At 41.6% G+C, this 15,903-nt stretch carries 15 protein-coding genes; 3 read left to right on the top strand and 12 right to left on the bottom strand.

Features of this window, described 5'->3' with window-relative positions; genetic code table 11:
* Positions 1-25 precede the first annotated feature (25 nt).
* Positions 26-517 carry a thiol peroxidase gene (gene tpx, locus PT285_RS06125; protein WP_277148753.1) on the top strand — a complete coding sequence of 164 codons (492 nt, stop codon included), beginning with the start codon at positions 26-28 and terminating at the stop codon, positions 515-517.
* Positions 518-570: 53 nt separating this feature from the next.
* On the opposite strand, the gene PT285_RS06130 is transcribed toward tpx, so the two are convergent.
* The 7 genes from PT285_RS06130 to prmA all read right to left on the bottom strand — a co-directional run bounded on the left by PT285_RS06130 (position 571) and on the right by prmA (position 9,820).
* Positions 571-2,214, bottom strand: coding sequence for an ABC transporter ATP-binding protein (locus PT285_RS06130; RefSeq protein ID WP_277148754.1), 1,644 nt, complete (start codon positions 2,212-2,214; stop codon positions 571-573).
* A 143-nt stretch (positions 2,215-2,357) separates the two neighbouring features.
* Positions 2,358-4,211 (bottom strand): aspartate--tRNA ligase, encoded by a 1,854-nt coding sequence (gene aspS / locus PT285_RS06135; RefSeq protein ID WP_277148755.1) that lies wholly within the window; start codon positions 4,209-4,211, stop codon positions 2,358-2,360.
* A gap of 3 nt (positions 4,212-4,214) precedes the next feature.
* Positions 4,215-5,501 carry a histidine--tRNA ligase gene (gene hisS / locus PT285_RS06140; protein WP_277148756.1) on the bottom strand — a complete coding sequence of 429 codons (1,287 nt, stop codon included), beginning with the start codon at positions 5,499-5,501 and terminating at the stop codon, positions 4,215-4,217.
* A 285-nt stretch (positions 5,502-5,786) separates the two neighbouring features.
* Positions 5,787-6,224 carry a D-aminoacyl-tRNA deacylase gene (gene dtd, locus PT285_RS06145; RefSeq protein ID WP_277148757.1) on the bottom strand — a complete coding sequence of 146 codons (438 nt, stop codon included), beginning with the start codon at positions 6,222-6,224 and terminating at the stop codon, positions 5,787-5,789.
* Positions 6,224-8,452 (bottom strand): bifunctional (p)ppGpp synthetase/guanosine-3',5'-bis(diphosphate) 3'-pyrophosphohydrolase, encoded by a 2,229-nt coding sequence (locus tag PT285_RS06150; RefSeq protein ID WP_277148759.1) that lies wholly within the window; start codon positions 8,450-8,452, stop codon positions 6,224-6,226. Before PT285_RS06150 ends, dtd begins: the two co-directional genes overlap by 1 nt.
* Position 8,453: 1 nt before the next feature.
* Positions 8,454-8,831 carry a hypothetical protein gene (locus tag PT285_RS06155; protein ID WP_277148761.1) on the bottom strand — a complete coding sequence of 126 codons (378 nt, stop codon included), beginning with the start codon at positions 8,829-8,831 and terminating at the stop codon, positions 8,454-8,456.
* A gap of 47 nt (positions 8,832-8,878) precedes the next feature.
* On the bottom strand, positions 8,879-9,820 hold the full coding sequence (prmA, locus tag PT285_RS06160) for a 50S ribosomal protein L11 methyltransferase (protein ID WP_277148763.1): 942 nt from the start codon (positions 9,818-9,820) through the stop codon (positions 8,879-8,881).
* Positions 9,821-9,876: 56 nt separating this feature from the next.
* Between prmA and PT285_RS06165 the strand changes: the two genes are divergently transcribed.
* Both PT285_RS06165 and PT285_RS06170 read left to right on the top strand, forming a co-directional pair.
* Entirely contained in the window at positions 9,877-10,377 is a 501-nt protein-coding gene (locus PT285_RS06165; protein ID WP_277148765.1) for an aminoacyl-tRNA deacylase, read from the top strand.
* Positions 10,378-10,503: 126 nt separating this feature from the next.
* On the top strand, positions 10,504-11,454 hold the full coding sequence (locus PT285_RS06170; protein ID WP_277148766.1) for a sugar-binding transcriptional regulator: 951 nt from the start codon (positions 10,504-10,506) through the stop codon (positions 11,452-11,454).
* Here PT285_RS06170 and citX read toward each other — a convergent pair.
* The 5 genes from citX to citC form a co-directional block, all read right to left on the bottom strand.
* On the bottom strand, positions 11,451-11,987 hold the full coding sequence (gene citX, locus PT285_RS06175) for a citrate lyase holo-[acyl-carrier protein] synthase (protein ID WP_277148768.1): 537 nt from the start codon (positions 11,985-11,987) through the stop codon (positions 11,451-11,453). The genes PT285_RS06170 and citX overlap by 4 nt on opposite strands.
* A gap of 99 nt (positions 11,988-12,086) precedes the next feature.
* The gene (gene citF, locus PT285_RS06180) at positions 12,087-13,625 is read right to left on the bottom strand and encodes a citrate lyase subunit alpha (RefSeq protein ID WP_280927942.1); all 1,539 of its coding nucleotides are present in this window, start codon (positions 13,623-13,625) and stop codon (positions 12,087-12,089) included.
* Entirely contained in the window at positions 13,615-14,529 is a 915-nt protein-coding gene (locus PT285_RS06185; protein WP_277148772.1) for an aldolase/citrate lyase family protein, read from the bottom strand. The genes citF and PT285_RS06185 overlap by 11 nt, the downstream gene beginning before the upstream one ends.
* Positions 14,530-14,532: 3 nt before the next feature.
* Positions 14,533-14,826: a citrate lyase acyl carrier protein gene (gene citD, locus PT285_RS06190; RefSeq protein WP_277148774.1), complete on the bottom strand. Its 294-nt coding sequence runs from the start codon at positions 14,824-14,826 to the stop codon at positions 14,533-14,535.
* On the bottom strand, positions 14,816-15,871 hold the full coding sequence (gene citC / locus PT285_RS06195) for a [citrate (pro-3S)-lyase] ligase (protein WP_277148776.1): 1,056 nt from the start codon (positions 15,869-15,871) through the stop codon (positions 14,816-14,818). Before citC ends, citD begins: the two co-directional genes overlap by 11 nt.
* Positions 15,872-15,903 lie beyond the last annotated feature (32 nt).

A 15,903-nucleotide genomic window follows, 5' to 3' on the forward strand; every position in this document is an offset into this window, starting at 1 on the left:
ACGTAAGTTGAAAGGGTTTGAAAATATGAAAATTACCAGATTAGATGCACCAATGGAAACTAATGGACAACCGCCTAAAGTCGGCGAGAAACTACCAGCTTTTACAGTCACCAAAGCCGACGGCAGCAAGGTAACTTCTACTGATTTGATTACCAGACCAACCTTAATCAGTGTTGTTCCTAACATCAATACCAGTGTTTGCAGTATCTCAACTAAACACTTTAATACTGAAATTGATAATTATGATGGGATTAACTTCTACACAATTTCCACTAACACGCCTGCTGAACAAAAAGATTGGTGTGCAGCCGAAGGCGTTAAAAAGATGGAATTGGTATCTGATCAAGATTACGATTTTGGCAAGAAAATGGGCCTCTTCATTGCAGACGGCAATTTAGATTCAAGAAGTGTCTGGATTGTCGATGCAAACGGTAAAGTTTTGTATCAGGAATTGGTTTACGAGATGACACATGAGCCTGATTATGATGCTGCGTTAAAATTCTTGAAAAAATTGTAAAAAATATCTTAGTTTAAATCAAAAAGTCATAGGTCTTGTGCCTATGATTTTTTTTAAACTTTCTTTAGCAAAATTTTGTTGTCCTCTTCAATAAAATTGTAATGAACAAAATGATACTTATTTAAAAGTTCTTCATTATAGTGATGTGCAATTTCAACAATGCCGGCTGGTAATTTATATAATGCATTCCAAACTGCAAGAGAACTTTTTTCATCAAGCGCAGCCGTGATCTCATCAGCAAGAATAAAATTACTTTTGCTGACCAATGCCCTAGCTATTGCTAAACGCTGTTGTTGGCCACCTGATAAATTTTTGCCACCGCTCTCGCAAAAATAATTTAACGGATTGCTACCTAATTCCTTCGTTAAATTAACTTGTGTTAATGCACGTAAGCATAACTCAGCAGAAGCTTCAGTACCAAACTGTAAGTTTTCTAAAATTGTTCCTTCAATAATAAATGGACTTTGAGGAATGATTGCAAACATATCCGGAGTCGGATTTATTAATTTATCTTTTTGATTTTCAATTTTAATTTTTCCATTTGTTGGCGATATTAGCCCAGAAATCAACTTCAACATAGTCGATTTACCAATTCCAGAACGTCCAGTTATTACAAGGTGATCACTTTTATTGATTGTTAAATTACCAATATTAATTTCTTTATTGCTGGAGAAGCTTTTATTAACTTCGTGTAAAATTATTTTTTTAGGTTCTGTTTTATCTTGTTGTGTAGAATCAAAATTAAAATCATTTTCTTTAAAATCTTTCAATTTTGCATTAATTTTATTACGGACCTCAGTTGTAGTCCTCAGAGTAGAGAGATATTGCAACATCATTCGAAATGGACCAACTACTCCGTCACTAGCAAGAAACATCGAAACTATATCTGCACCAGTAATTGGACTGCCAGTTTTAATCATTAAAATTCCCAGCAAAACGGGTCCAACATAACTAACCATTGAAAGTAACCATGCTAGCCATTGTACTTGTACCATTTTATTATTCATCAGTCTATAGCTATTCTCTTCTTTTTCTAGACACTGATTAACACGTCCTGTGAACCATGGAAAATTATACGAAAGGATAGTTGTAAGACCAGTTAGTAATTCATGTAAGCGACTTACAAAACCTTCGTTAGCAACTGACCAATTTCTTGAAGAAGCTTGAATTTGCTTGCCCATTAACATTTGTGGCAAAACTGTAAGAACAGAAAAAGTAATGAAAATTAATCCTAACAAAAAGTTTAACGACAACATATAAATAGTTGAAAAGACAGTCATTGCAGCATTAAATAAAATATTAAAAAATGGTTGATAAAAATTTGTTTCAAGTAATTTAAATTCGTTAAGGATAGTTGAATTAATTTGATTATTATCCAATTTATTATCTTTAGTAATTGAAGTTAGAATGTAACGTCTTTTTAGTTCCTGCATTTGCTTTTGAATTAGACGATTTTTCATTCTTTCACTAAAATAATTAGCGGTATAAACTGCTCCAGCAAGAATAATTCCTGTAAACAAGATTTTCAGAATTAAATTCCACCCTGGATTATTTCCTATTTGTGATATTAATCGCATTAATTGTGAATTAACCACAACTTCTAATGAAGAAATTAAAAGTAAAACATCTAGTACTATAAGATACCCTTTAGATACAAAAGAAAAATATGGATTAACTAAATTTTTAAATTTTTTCATGACCAATACCACACACATTCACAGCAATTTTATCGGAACATTGATTATACAATAATTAATAAATGATGTAAATGTTAAAAATAAGGAAGCTGACAATAATTCAGCTTCCTTATTTTACATAATTTTTAGTATGTATAGCTTTTTTACTCATCCCAAGTTGCATTCTTGGCAGCATCTTCCTGCGCTTCTGCTTCCAAGCGTTCATTCGCTTTCTTGACACTCTCATGATACTGGTCTTCAACCAAGATTCCCAAGTCGGCTAACTGCTGATCAGAAACCGGTGCCGGTGCATGCATCATTGGTTCAGATGCCGACGCATTCTTCGGAAATGCCAAAACATCCCTGATATTGTCTTTTTCGGCCAGCATCATAGCAAAACGATCTAGGCCAATAGCTAGCCCGGCATGCGGCGGAAAGCCCATGTCCAGAGCATCAAGGAGGTAGCCAAATTGCTCGTAAGCGCGTTTCTTGGTGAAGCCAAGTGCCTTAAACATCTTTTCTTGAATTGAACGTTTATGGATTCTGATCGACCCGCCGCCCATTTCATCACCATTCATGACAATATCATAACTGCGCGCGTGGGCCTTATGCGGATCCGTGTCTAGCAGCTTAATACCCTCGTCGTCCGGCATGGTGAACGGATGATGAGCAGCAATCCAGCGGCCAAAGCCTTCATCATATTCAAACAGTGGCCAATCAACCACCCAAACAAAATCAAAGACATGTTTAGGAATAATGCCTGTTTCCGCAGCAAATTCACGCCGTAAATGGTCAAGCGAATCGCAACAAACTTTCCATTTATCGGCAACAAAGACGACCAATTCTCCGCCTCCAAGTTTAAATTCTTGTTTTAAAGCAGTCTTATTCTCGTCTGTTAAAAAGCGGGCAATCGGACCAGAAAACTCATCATCTTCATATTTAACCCAAGCTAAACCCTTTGCGTGGTAGCGCTTGATGTATTCTTGCTTTTTCTCAATCTTCTTACGCGAATATTCCGCAGCTCCATCCTTGACCGCAATCCCTTTAACGAAGCCGCCATTAGCAATTGCACCGGAAAAGACCTTAAAAGCACTGTCCTTAAAGATTGAACTTAGATCATGGATTAACATCTCATACCGCGTATCAGGTTTATCTGTGCCGTACTTGTTCATTGCGTCATCCCAAGAAATGCGTGGAATTGGCGTCGGCAAATCAATTTCCATCACATCCTTCATGATTTTCTTCAACAGACCTTCAGTATAGTCCTGAACCTGCTGTTCATCGGTAAAAGAGGTTTCCATATCAATTTGGGTAAATTCCGGTTGCCGGTCGCCACGCAAGTCTTCATCCCGGAAGCAGCGTGCCAATTGATAATACTTGTCAAAACCAGCCCCCATCAGCAGTTGTTTAAACAGCTGCGGTGACTGCGGCAATGCGTAAAAGCTGCCCGGATAAATGCGTGACGGCACAAGATAATCCCGTGCACCCTCCGGAGATGACTTGCCCATAATTGGTGTTTCAATGTTGATGAAGCCCTGTTCATCAAAATATTCATGTGTTGCACGGAGAATTTTTGACCGTAAAATAATTGCTTTCTGCAGGCTGGGACGGCGTAAGTCAAGATAGCGGTATTTTAACCGCGTTTGTTCACTAACTTCAATATTATCCTTAATTTCAAAAGGCGGATTTTGCGCGGCATTCAAGACGACAATTTCCGTTGCATCGACTTCTACTTCACCGGTTTTCATTTCTGGATTAACGTCTGACCGTTTAACCACATTACCCTTAACCTGAATCACATATTCATTGCCAAGAGAACTAGCGATTGACATCAACTTTTCACCAGAGTCATGATTGACGACGACTTGAACCAGGCCTTCACGGTCACGCAGATCAATAAACAGCAAATTTCCTAAATTACGAACTCGTTGCACCCAGCCGTACAAGTTAACATTTTTTCCAATATATTCAGCGGTAATATTACCGCAGTAGTCTGTTCTTTTTTCCATCTGTTCCATTTTTTAGTCCTCTAACCGTTTCATAACTTCCTGCATGTCTGCTAAATCAGCTAAATTCAATGCAAGCGTCTTACCATCACTAAGCCGTTTAATATTCAGCGTTCCATTTTCAAGTTCCTTAGCTCCCAGGGTAATCACGTATTTTGCCCCCACACGGTCAGCCTTCTTGAATTGTGCCTTTAACTTCTTCTGGTCAACATCATATTGCACCTTATATCCCTGCTTGCGCAAGCTGCGTGCAATTTCAACCGTTTTGAGCTGAGTATCCGCGCCAATATTAGTAATAAAGAAATCAATTCCCTGATCAACAAACAAATCAGGATTCTGTTTCTTAAGAACTAGGATTAACCGTTCCTCACCAATGCCAAAACCAACTGCGGGTGTGTGCGGACCGGTGAATTCTTCAACCAGATGATCATAGCGGCCGCCGCCAAGGATCGTTGTCGGCGATTCCCACAGGCTCTTATCGGCAACCATAAATTCAAAAATAATTCCCGTATAATAATCAAGCCCACGGACTAAATCATCATCCAGCACGTAGCTAACGCCTAACTGATCAAGCATCTTGGTAATTTGCCCAAAATTCGCTTTGGCTTCATCGTCCAAATAATCAATAATTTTGGGGGCGTCCGGTAAAAACTGTTTATCTCGTTCATCTTTTGAATCCAAAATTCGCAGCGGGTTCATCTGCAGCCGCCTCTGCGAATCTTCTGAGAGTTGCTCTTTTAACGGCGTAAAATAATTGACCAGCGCATCATGATAATCCTGCCGCACCTGTGCGTTGCCCAAAGTATTCAAGTGTAACTCATAATTTTTAACACCTAATTCTTCAAGCAGGTCATGGCCCAAAATAATCGTTTCAACATCTGCCAATACATTCTCAGAGCCAAAACTCTCCACACCGATCTGGTGAAACTCACGCTGCCGTCCGGCCTGCGGCCGCTCGTAGCGGTAGGTTGGTTCGATGTAATAAACATTAAAGGGCTTGACAACATCTGGACCATATATTTTATCCTCAACGTAAGCACGGACCACGCCAGCCGTTCCTTCGGGCCGCAGCGCAATATGCCGGCCGCCTTTGTCGTTAAAATCGTACATTTCTTTTTCCACCACGTCAGAACTTTCACCACTTGACCGTGAAAAAATTTCGTAATTTTCAAAACTTGGTGTGCGAATCTCCCGGTAATTTGCCCGCTTGAAAAAAGCACGCGCTTTTTGCTCTATTTTTTCCCATGAACCTGATTCCTTGGGTAAAATATCGACAGTGCCCTTAGGTCTTTGAACTCTCATTAATCTCTTCCTCAATTTTTAAATAATAAAAAGCGTCCTTGAATAAATCAAGGGCGCTAGATTTAGCACGGTACCACCTTTTGCCTGCTGCGATTAACGCTCGCGATGCGTTCTTATCTGCTAAAGGAGTCACAGCTTAGTCTTGCTTCTGCCTTTTCACCAAACCGGCAGTCTCTGAAACAAGCAAGACTAAACTTCAATCTTCGTCGTTGATAATTCTTGTTTTAGCTTATATTTTTAAGGCTGCAAAGTCAACCTCTTCACCAAAATATTACTAAAACAGCCTTATGAATCTAAAACAATGGTAAACGGACCATCATTTTCAAGATCAACCTGCATATCCGCACCAAACTGGCCGGTTTCCACATGAAAACCGCTAGCTGCAAACTCTTTATTGAAGGCCAGCCACAATTTCTTTGACTTCGGCGGCTTCATCGCTTCGACAAAACTTGGCCGGTTGCCCTTCTTCGTGTTGGCCAGCAAAGTAAATTGACTGACACTCAAAATCTCACCGCCAACATCTTTCAGAGCCAAGTTAGTTTTTCCTGCGTCATCTTGGAAAATCCGCATTTTCATAATCTTAGCCGCTGCCTTTTGCACGAGCTCCAGGTCATCACCCTCTTTGATGCCGACTAACAGTAAGAGGCCCTTGTTAATTTTTCCGACACTCTTGCCAGCAATGGTAACTTCAGCATGATTCACCCTCTGAATTACTACCCGCATTAATTATCAGCCCTTCTTGTTTCGTATACATCCGGAATATCCCGCAGCTTACTCAGAATATCATCTAAAGCAGCCGAATTTTTGACCGCAATTGTTGCATAAATGTGGGCGATATTTTCATCATTAACCTTCCCAGAAAGATTATTGATATTCGGCGTTAATGAATTCAACTTGTTAAGAACATCGCTCAATAATTTGCTGCGGTTGTAGCCAAAAACTTCAATATTGGCATTGAATGCCTGCGCATTATTTTCTTCAACATTTTCCCATTCAACGTCAATCAAACGGCCCTGATTGTCTGGAGCATGAGCAATATTGCGGCAGTCGCTGCGGTGAATAGTCACTCCGCGTCCCTTGGTGACGTAACCGACAATCTTATCTCCCGGAACCGGATTGCAGCACTTGGCTAAGTGGAGCATCAGATCACTGATGCCCTGAATCATCACACCATTTTTGTGCTTGATTTTCATCGGCGAGGAAGTCTTCGCTGCCTGCGGCGTGGCTGCTTGCTGGCCAGAATTTAAGATCTGCTCCTCGTATTCCTTCTGCTTCTTCTTTTCATCCTCACGCCGGATATCCACGGTTAAGCGGTTGGCAATGCTGATTGCCGATTGATCGCCGAATCCGACCGCGGCATAAAGATCATCGGGTGTATGGTAATTGTCCAAGATTTTTTCAACATGATCCTTATCCATGAAGTCTTTCGGCAGAAACCCCTGATCCTTGAGTTTGTCGGCAATCATCTGCTTGCCCTGCTCAATGCTGTGCTCCCGGTCTTGATTTCTAAAGTAACGACGGATTTTATTGCGCGCCCGCGAGGTCTGAACCATATCAATCCAGTCACGCGACGGCGTGGCGTTAGATTGGGTCATGATCTCAATCACATCGCCGTTTTTTAATTTATAATCAAGCGGCACTAGCTTGCCATTGACCTTTGCACCAACGGCGTGGCTGCCAACCTGGGTATGAATCGAATAGGCGAAATCCAGCGTGACTGAGCCCTTGGGCAGTTCATATACCTCGCCCTTCGGCGTAAAAACGTAGACCCGGTCGGAAAAAATATCGCTCTTGACACCCTTCATGAATTCGTCGGCATCTTTAGTTTCATCTTGGAGCTCAAGAATTTCCCGCACCATGTCCAGCTTTTCGTTGGAACTGGTTTGCTGAACACCGTTAAAGTTGCCCCGCTTGTAGGCCCAGTGCGCGGCAACACCGTATTCGGCCACTTCATGCATTTGCTGGGTTCGAATCTGGATCTCCAGCGGCTTTCCGCCAGGGCCAATAATTGTCGTGTGCAGCGACTGGTAGCCGTTAACCTTGGGAACAGCAATATAATCCTTAAAACGGCCAGGCATCGGCTTCCACTTGGTGTGAACCGCCCCCAAAACCGCATAACAGTCACGCACGGTCGGGACAATTACCCGCACGGCCAGCAGGTCATAAATCTCGTCAAAATCCTTATGCTTATTAACCATTTTTTTATAGATGGAATAAATATGCTTCGGCCGGCCATAAATTTCGTACTTGATGCCGAGGCTATCCAAATTCTGTTTTAGAATTTCAATCGCATCGGCAATAAATTTTTCCCGTTGGCTCCGTTTGACATCCATCAAATTGACGATGCGGTAATATGCTTCCGGATTCAGGTAGTGAAAACTCATATCCTCCAGTTCCCACTTAACGGTCCCAATTCCCAGCCGGTCGGCCAGCGGCGCATAAATATCCATTGTTTCTGACGCGATGCGCCGCTGCTTATCAGGGCGCAAATGCTCCAATGTATGCATGTTATGCAGCCGGTCAGCCAGCTTCACCATGATTACACGCAGGTCTTTGGCCATCGCGATCAGCATTTTCCGGTGATTTTCTGCTAAAAATTCCTGGTGTGACTTGTATTCGTATTTATTTAACTTGGTTACGCCATCGACAATGAAGGCAACATCTTTGCCAAATTTTTCCTTAATATCATCGTTGGTAACCGGTGTGTCTTCGACTGTGTCATGTAAAAAACCGGCAGCAACCGTATCGGGATCCAGTCCCAAGGTTGCCAAAGTCCCCGCTACTTGTGTGGGATGAACGATGTACGGCTGTCCCGAAGCCCGTTTTTGCTCTTTATGCGCAGCAGCAGCAAATTTGTATGCTTTTTCAACGAAAGCGACTTGGTCATCATCCATATATTTTTTACAGGCGGCAATTACCTGTTCGTGCGTCATTTCGACATATTTTGACATTTTAATCGCTCCTCTTGCTCAGATATATTTGCTTGTCCATCAAGCCAAATATTTCAAAAATTAGATAAATTAGGCAAAAAATTAGGTTATACTTGGCAAAATGAAGCAAAACTACCAAACAGAACAGCACAGGCAGCAAAAGCACCCACCAGCGGCGCAGTTTCAGCCTGCCGATTAACTTGCCGATATGGTAACTGAGTAACGGGTTAATCAGCATAAATAACAGACCAACCCGTAAAACAACTGGGACCATTGCTAAACTGAAGCAAAAAGGCAAAACAGCGGCTAATAGACACCACCAAATTACCGGCATTGCATAAAACTGGTTCAATCTTTCAATTACTGGCAGATGCTCAATTTTTTGTAAAAATTTACTCATGTACTATCCCTCTAATTTATCTTGTTTTAATTATAATACACTTTTTATTATTCTTTTCTAGAGATATCAAGACCAATCCATCTTCCCTGCCGCATTGTCAAGTTAATTTGAAAACCATTTGCGGCCAGTGCCTTCTTAATTTTTGGTAATTGAAGGTAATCAATGCCTGAAAAAATAACTTCGCCGCAGTCATTCAGATGTTCGTCAAGCTGCGGGATTAATTCCAGCAAAATCTCCGCCAAAATATTAGCAACAATAATATCAAACTTGCCGTCAATCCCGGTTAAAAGACTCGCTTTTTCTACCTTAATATTGTCAATTTTATTCAAAGCAATATTTTCGCCGGCAGCTGTAACAGCTTCATCAGAAATATCGGTTGCCAGGACCTTGGATGCGCCTAATAGTGAAGCAGTAATTGCTAAAATCCCGGACCCGGTGCCGACATCGGCAATCGATAAGGGCCTGACCAGTGCCCGCTCCAAGCCCATCATTGCCAGCTGGGTCGTTTGGTGATTACCGGTGCCAAAGGCAAGACCGGGATCAAGTTTAATTAATTTTTGATCCGCAAATGGAGGCTGATATTCTTCCCATTTGGGGACAATTGCCAGGTGGCGCGAAAAAGCAATCACGTGATAAAATTTCTGCCAAACGGTATTCCAATCCTGATCTTCGATATAGGAGCTTGTAATTCGGCCTTCACCAATGTTAAGGCCATAACTCTGCAGTTCTCGCAGCTTATTTTTGTATGCCACGATTAATTCACTGGCGTCTTTTTCTTGATCAAAGTAGGCAATGAACTGCATGTCTTGCGGCAAGTCCTTGATTTCGTCTAATTTAACAATCGTTGAGTCATGAACCCAGCCCGCACTTTCAAAGTCCGAACGCTTACGGGCTTCAACACCCAGAGCATGTAAATTGTCCTGACTGAAAACGGTCAGGGCATCCTCAACTTCATGACTTGTAGCAATTTTTATCAGCAATAACTTCATTATTAAATAAACTCCTTTTTCATTAAGGTAATGCTATTATTATTTAGGTGATTAAAATGACAAAAAAGAAAAAGAAAATCGAAAAAACATTGGTTGAAAAAATTTTGGACCGCAACCATATTTCGTACCGGCAATTTGAATTTACGACCCATAAGGATTCCGGCGGGGTTGCACAAATGGATACCTCTATTTTAGACGAGAAAGAACATTTGGTCTACAAGACACTGGTTTGTGAAGGCAATAAAACCGGTCCTTTGGTCGGCGTCGTACCGGTAACAGAACACTTGAGCATGAAAAAACTAGCTAAAATTTCCGGCAATAAAAAATGTGAAATGTTGCCCCTGAAAAAGCTGGAACAGACAACGGGTTATGTTCACGGTGCCAACACGCCGATTGGCATCTATTTTAACCATCATTTTCCTATCTATCTTGATCAAGGCATGGAAAAAGAAACAGAAATTGGTGTTTCAAGCGGCAAAGTGGGCCGCAGCGTTTTTTTAAAGCCCAGCGACTTGCAAAAAGTTACTGATGCAACCTTTGGTGATCTGCTTGATTAGTTATCAGTTGTAACTATTAGCAATATTTACAAAATTTAATTTTGTTCAATAATTTAAATTTTTGTTTCCCGAAAAGCAATTTTAATCCTATAATAAACTATAATACAACAAAACGGAGACATAATAATGAGACAACTATCTGACGAAGAACTTGCAAATATTGCACATGATTATTATCTCAGCAAATTAAACATTGCCGAGATCGGAAAAAAGTTTGGCCTTTCGCGCTACCTAATTGATAAAGCGCTGGAACTCGCCGAGGACAAGGGCATTGTCAAAATTAATATCTATCAAAGCGTAAAGCAAAATGCGCAGTTAGAGCGTGATTTCAAACGGCTGTTCAACTTGAAAAATGTCTTTATTTTGGAAAATCAGGATACTAAAAATCAGGATAACGAAGAAATTGTCAGTTTTGCGGCCAAACAACTGCAAAGCTATGCCAATTCGGCGCACACGATTGCGTTAACCTGGGGAACTTTGGTCCAGGATATTATTAATAACTTTGACCAAGAAGACCGCACAGATTTAACCTTTGTGCAGCCGCTGGGCCAGGTAATCAGGTCAGACAAGAACAAATATCCCTTGGTACAAGGGGCAGCGGACAAGTTTAACGCCAACTGTTTGACCTTGCCGGCGCCGCTTTATGCGGCCAACCCTGCTTTGGTTCAGGCACTTCATGAAGAGCCATTTTACCAAAATCTGCAAAATTATTACAAAAAAATCGATTTAATTTTCACCAATGTTGGAACATCACAATCACTTGAGTCTGATCAATTTTTTATGAAATATTATAATGAGGAAGTATTTGCTGGAATTGACCGCAGCAAAATTGCCGGAATTATTTTCGGCCGTCCTTTTGATATCAACGGCAATTTCTTTGCGCAAATCGATGAACACATCTGCGGCATCAGTTTAAATGACTTGATGAAAATTCCTAAGCGTTTCTTAGTGGTTAAAAATCGTTTTAAGGAAGATGCGCTGCTTGGTGCCCTGCGAAGCGGACTGATCACCCACTTGGTCACTAACAGCGGGATTGCCGAGCGGGTTCTGCAAAAAAATGAGACGGAAAATAATTAAAACTCTTTGTTATACATCTGACTTAGATAATTTTGCAATTCCGCTACGGAATGGCGCCGTGAACGCGCACACTCCTTTGCCGGGCGATCGCACAGAAAGCACTTTCTGACCGAATAATTTAGTTCACTTCTAGAAACCGCACCCCGCCTGTTTTTTTGCAAAACATCGGCATCAAAAATCCGACCCAGCCTGCTTTTATCCTCAAAGGCAATCATTGCCCGTTTAACTTTAAGAACATCGTCCTTAAATAAGTAAAAATTTTCCGAACCAGAATCTTCATTATTAGCTTTAAGCAGCCGGTAATGAAGTTTTTTTTGCTGGCAAATTTTTACTAAGTCCCCGATTCCCTTAGTAAACAATCTTGCTAGATAGTGATTATTCTTGATTGGCCCCGGAATATTCATTTTCACATCAACCAAAACCTGCTCAGGATATTGTTTAAAAATTGCCTGTTGTGTTGCAACCCGCTTGTCTTTGCACGCCAACACATCCGCAATTGTCTGCTTCTTTCCTTCATTAAAAATTGTCTGCATTTTTCGTCACCACTTTTATTATAAACAAAAAGCCAGAAAACAAAGAATTAACTTCTTTTCTAGCTCAATTTATACCGTCAGATTAAAAATTATCGGTAACTAGTCCTTAACCTGCTTAATTGTGTCAATAATCGTCCCGTCACGGTATTCAATTAACGCAACCGTCCGGTCAGTATATTCAAGCGGTTCAGGAACACCAACCTGCTCCTGCGCCATCTTTTGCAAGTCCTTGATATCAACAATCTTCAAACCAGGAACCTTTGAAAATGCAGCAAGCAAATCCTGACGTGCAGGATTAATGGCAATGCCGCGTTCTGTGACCAAGACATCAATCGAAGCTCCCGGAGTAACAACTGTTTCAACAGATGGAACAACCGTTGCGTTGCGGCCACGGACAAGCGGCGCCGTGATAATTGTCATTTTGGCATTAGCGGCATCCTGGTGACCACCAATCGCACCCCGGATAACACCATCGGAACCGGTCATTACATTAACGTTAAAATCAGTATCAATCTGTAAGGCAGACAGAATCGCCACATCAAGATTATTGACAACCGCACCCTTGTTATGGGGATCAGCATACCATGAAGCGTCGATTTCCTGTTGATTCTTATTTTGCGCCATTGAAGCAGCAGCACCCTTATCAAAGTCCTGCACATCCATGATCTTCTTAACTAATCCTTCTTCAAGCAAGTCAGTTGTCGGTTTAGTGATTCCGCCTAAAGCAAACGAAGCGGTAATGCCATCGTCAAGCATTGACTGGCGCAGATACCGGGTTACAGCAAGTGCCGCACCACCGGAACCGGTTTGGAAAGAAAAGCCTTCCTTATAATATGGCGAGTTCACAATTACCTGGTTGACCGTTTGGGCAATTTTTAATTCCTTTGGGTCCTTAGTGAAGCGCGTTGCCCCTGAACCAATCTTGTCTGGATCACCAATCTTGTCAACCTTGACAACATAATCAACTTGATCCTGTTTAATGGAGGCTGGTGTATTTGGATAATCAACAACATTATCGGTCAAAAGCACTACCTTGTCGGCATATTGGGCATCAATCAACGCATAACCCAGGGAACCAAACACGGCATTGCCGTCTTGACCATTTGCGTTTCCGGCAGGATCCGAAATTGGCACACCTAGGAAAGCAATATCAATTTTAATGTCGCCCTCCTCAATTGCCCGGGCACGGTTACCGTGCGAACGAAAAATTACCGGATTCTTCAAGCCGCCGTGAGAAATAAAATCACCTAATGAGCCCCGCATTCCTGAGGAAACAATATTCGTAACAACACCCTTCTTGATTGCCTCAATAATTGTGTCGTTCATTACCCCAGTTAAAGATGATGGTGCCAAGGTCAAGTTCTTGTAGCCCATTTTAATAATCAGGCCCATTACCTTGTTAAAGGCAAAGTCACCGTTCCTAAAATGATGGTGGAAAGAGATCGTCATGCCGTCTTTCAGGTTGGTTTTAATTACTTCTTCCAGTGAATCAACTACCTTGTTTTCACCGGCAGTAACACGGACTTTCGGTGCCACCCGCTGCACTTCAGGATGACCAATTTCTACTGATGCAAACGGCTTAAGATTCATTTTTGCCATTAATTCATCTGGTAATTCGCGGTTTACTTTATTCTCCAATGTAATTACCCTCCTCATCAATTAAGTTTGAAGCCTTAGCAGTTTCAAGCACTCTCGTTGCCTTGGCAACAACCGGTTTATCAACCATCTTACCGTTCATTGAAATAACGCCGGAGCCTTTGGCTTTAGCTTCACGAATTGCATTCTCAACATTCTTGGCATTTTCAATTTCTTCTTTACTTGGGTTGAAGACCTTGTTAACCATCGGAATTTGCCGCGGGTTAACCAAAGACTTGCCGTCATAGCCCAATTCGTAGATATACTTGGTCTCACGGTAAAAGCCTTCGGTATCTTTCATGTTTGAGAAGACAGTATCAAAAGCATAAACATCGGCTGCACGCGCTGATTGCAAAACCATGTTGCGCGCAAATTCCAACTCACGGCCGTCAGGATAGCGGTGGGTATGCATGTCAGCGGTGTAATCTTCGCCGGAAACAGCCAAACCCATCATTAAGGACGTGGAAGTGGCAATTGTTGGTGAATTTAAAACACCCTTGGCACTTTCAATCGCAGCCATCACACCGATCGAGCCTTTTTCAACACCGTATTCTTCTTCGGCTTTTTCCATGTCCTTGACCAATTTTTGAATCATTTCCGCTGATTCAGTTTTTGGCAGCCGAATTACATCGACACCAGCCTTGACCATTGCCTTAACATCCTCGTCATAAAAAGGAGTGTCCTGACCGTTAACCCGAACAACAATCTCGGCACCGCCAAAGTCGACTGTCTTAATCGCATTATAAACGAGCATTCTTGCGGCATCTTTTTCCGTTAACGAAACAGCATCTTCCAAATCAAGCATGATTGAGTCGGCACCATAAATTCCCGCATCCTTAATCATTGCCGGATTATTCCCCGGAACAAACATCATTGTCCGGCGTAAACGATCTTTTACGTAAGTCATTCTCTATAGAACCTCCAATTCTGGTTTATCCGAAGTTTCAGTAGCCCTTTGGGCTGCAGCCAATGTCCGCGCCGCAATCACGCAGTCAAGCGCCCCTTTATCAGTTGCCTTAACCTTGGCGTTAGTAATGCCAAACTTTGTCAAAGTATCAGTAATTACCTTCTTGATTTGCTTGCCATATGCCTTAACGACTTCTGAGTCTAAATCTATTTGTATTCCATTGGTTCCCTTGGAAACCATAATTTGAATATCGGAAGATTCAAGTGTTCCTGCAACACCTGTTGTTTTAATTTCCATTAATCTTCATTCCTTTCTTAATTCTGTCTTGTAAAATTTTTTTATTTGCTTCAATAAATTGCCAAGTTGAGTCTGGCAACATTTCCTTAACCTGAGATAAACTATCATCCTTAATTGCCTGCCGCACCTTGGTTGCCGTGATCACTTTTCCGTTAACCTGATAGCGGGGAATAATTTGAACAGCAACCTCAGGTTCCAGCTCCTGCTTTAAACTCTCATTATAAAAGTTGGTCGTCCGTGAAAATGGTTCCGTTCCCAAATATCTCGCTTTAATTGCTAAAGCCGGGACAAGATATTTTTTAAAAACACGGGCATCGATTACGGTCTGGGTTTTAATTAGTTCATCCGGTGATTTCAGAAAATAAGCCGGAAAAGTGGCGCTCGAAACCAGATAATCACCGCCGCTGACAACCTGAACATTTTTGCAAGCCGCGGTACCTGCTTGAACCAGTTTCATTCTTTCTGAAGTTTTAAACAGTGAGGCATCCGTTGCAACTACGAAAACATAAACTAAATCATTCTCACGGCTTGCTTGGGCAACCAGCTGCTGGTGTCCTAAAGTAAAGGGATTGGCATTCATTACAACTGCCGCTACCCTTTTATTTTTTTGGTCTGGTACTTGCGGCAGCGCAGCAACATAATCATTAATATCGGGCGTGCCGCTTTCTAAAAAGGCTGCTTCTTCAGTATGTGCCAGCTCACGAAAGCCCAGGTGGCTAAAACTTGCTGAATATTTTTCTTTTGTGAACACAAAGCAATGAAAAATTTGCTGGCTAAAAAGATATTGCTGCAGTGCCGTCACGATTTGATTAAAGCGGGCACCGGGATGCGCATCATCATTTTGCACGCCAATGTATTTCAAAACATTACCGGCAATACTGCCTGTCCCTACTAACTTCCCTGTTTCATCAACCAAACCTAAAGTGTGATCAATCACCGCCAATTCACGCTCACTAAAGTTATGAAGACCAAGTCCTGTCAAAAAAGTCTGCCATTTTGTTTTTACCGAAGCAATATTTAAGTATAAATCAACGACCTTATCCATTAATTCACTTCCTTCACGCAAGCAAATAATTA

It is taken from the genome of Lactobacillus sp. ESL0791, from assembly GCF_029433255.1.
In the GTDB taxonomy this organism is placed as follows: Bacteria; Bacillota; Bacilli; order Lactobacillales; family Lactobacillaceae; genus Lactobacillus.

Excerpts from the sequence above, each read along its gene's own strand:
- PT285_RS06165 (WP_277148765.1), top strand. The coding sequence starts at position 9,877 with ATGACAAAAAAGAAAAAGAAAATCGAAAAAACATTGGTTGAAAAAATT.
- PT285_RS06185 (WP_277148772.1), bottom strand. The coding sequence starts at position 14,529 with ATGACTTACGTAAAAGATCGTTTACGCCGGACAATGATGTTTGTTCCG.
- hisS (WP_277148756.1), bottom strand. The coding sequence starts at position 5,501 with ATGAGAGTTCAAAGACCTAAGGGCACTGTCGATATTTTACCCAAGGAA.
- PT285_RS06150 (WP_277148759.1), bottom strand. The coding sequence starts at position 8,452 with ATGTCAAAATATGTCGAAATGACGCACGAACAGGTAATTGCCGCCTGT.
- citC (WP_277148776.1), bottom strand. The coding sequence starts at position 15,871 with ATGGATAAGGTCGTTGATTTATACTTAAATATTGCTTCGGTAAAAACA.
- PT285_RS06155 (WP_277148761.1), bottom strand. The coding sequence starts at position 8,831 with ATGAGTAAATTTTTACAAAAAATTGAGCATCTGCCAGTAATTGAAAGA.
- PT285_RS06130 (WP_277148754.1), bottom strand. The coding sequence starts at position 2,214 with ATGAAAAAATTTAAAAATTTAGTTAATCCATATTTTTCTTTTGTATCT.
- citX (WP_277148768.1), bottom strand. The coding sequence starts at position 11,987 with ATGCAGACAATTTTTAATGAAGGAAAGAAGCAGACAATTGCGGATGTG.
- prmA (WP_277148763.1), bottom strand. The coding sequence starts at position 9,820 with ATGAAGTTATTGCTGATAAAAATTGCTACAAGTCATGAAGTTGAGGAT.
- dtd (WP_277148757.1), bottom strand. The coding sequence starts at position 6,224 with ATGCGGGTAGTAATTCAGAGGGTGAATCATGCTGAAGTTACCATTGCT.
- tpx (WP_277148753.1), top strand. The coding sequence starts at position 26 with ATGAAAATTACCAGATTAGATGCACCAATGGAAACTAATGGACAACCG.
- PT285_RS06170 (WP_277148766.1), top strand. The coding sequence starts at position 10,504 with ATGAGACAACTATCTGACGAAGAACTTGCAAATATTGCACATGATTAT.
- aspS (WP_277148755.1), bottom strand. The coding sequence starts at position 4,211 with ATGGAACAGATGGAAAAAAGAACAGACTACTGCGGTAATATTACCGCT.
- citD (WP_277148774.1), bottom strand. The coding sequence starts at position 14,826 with ATGGAAATTAAAACAACAGGTGTTGCAGGAACACTTGAATCTTCCGAT.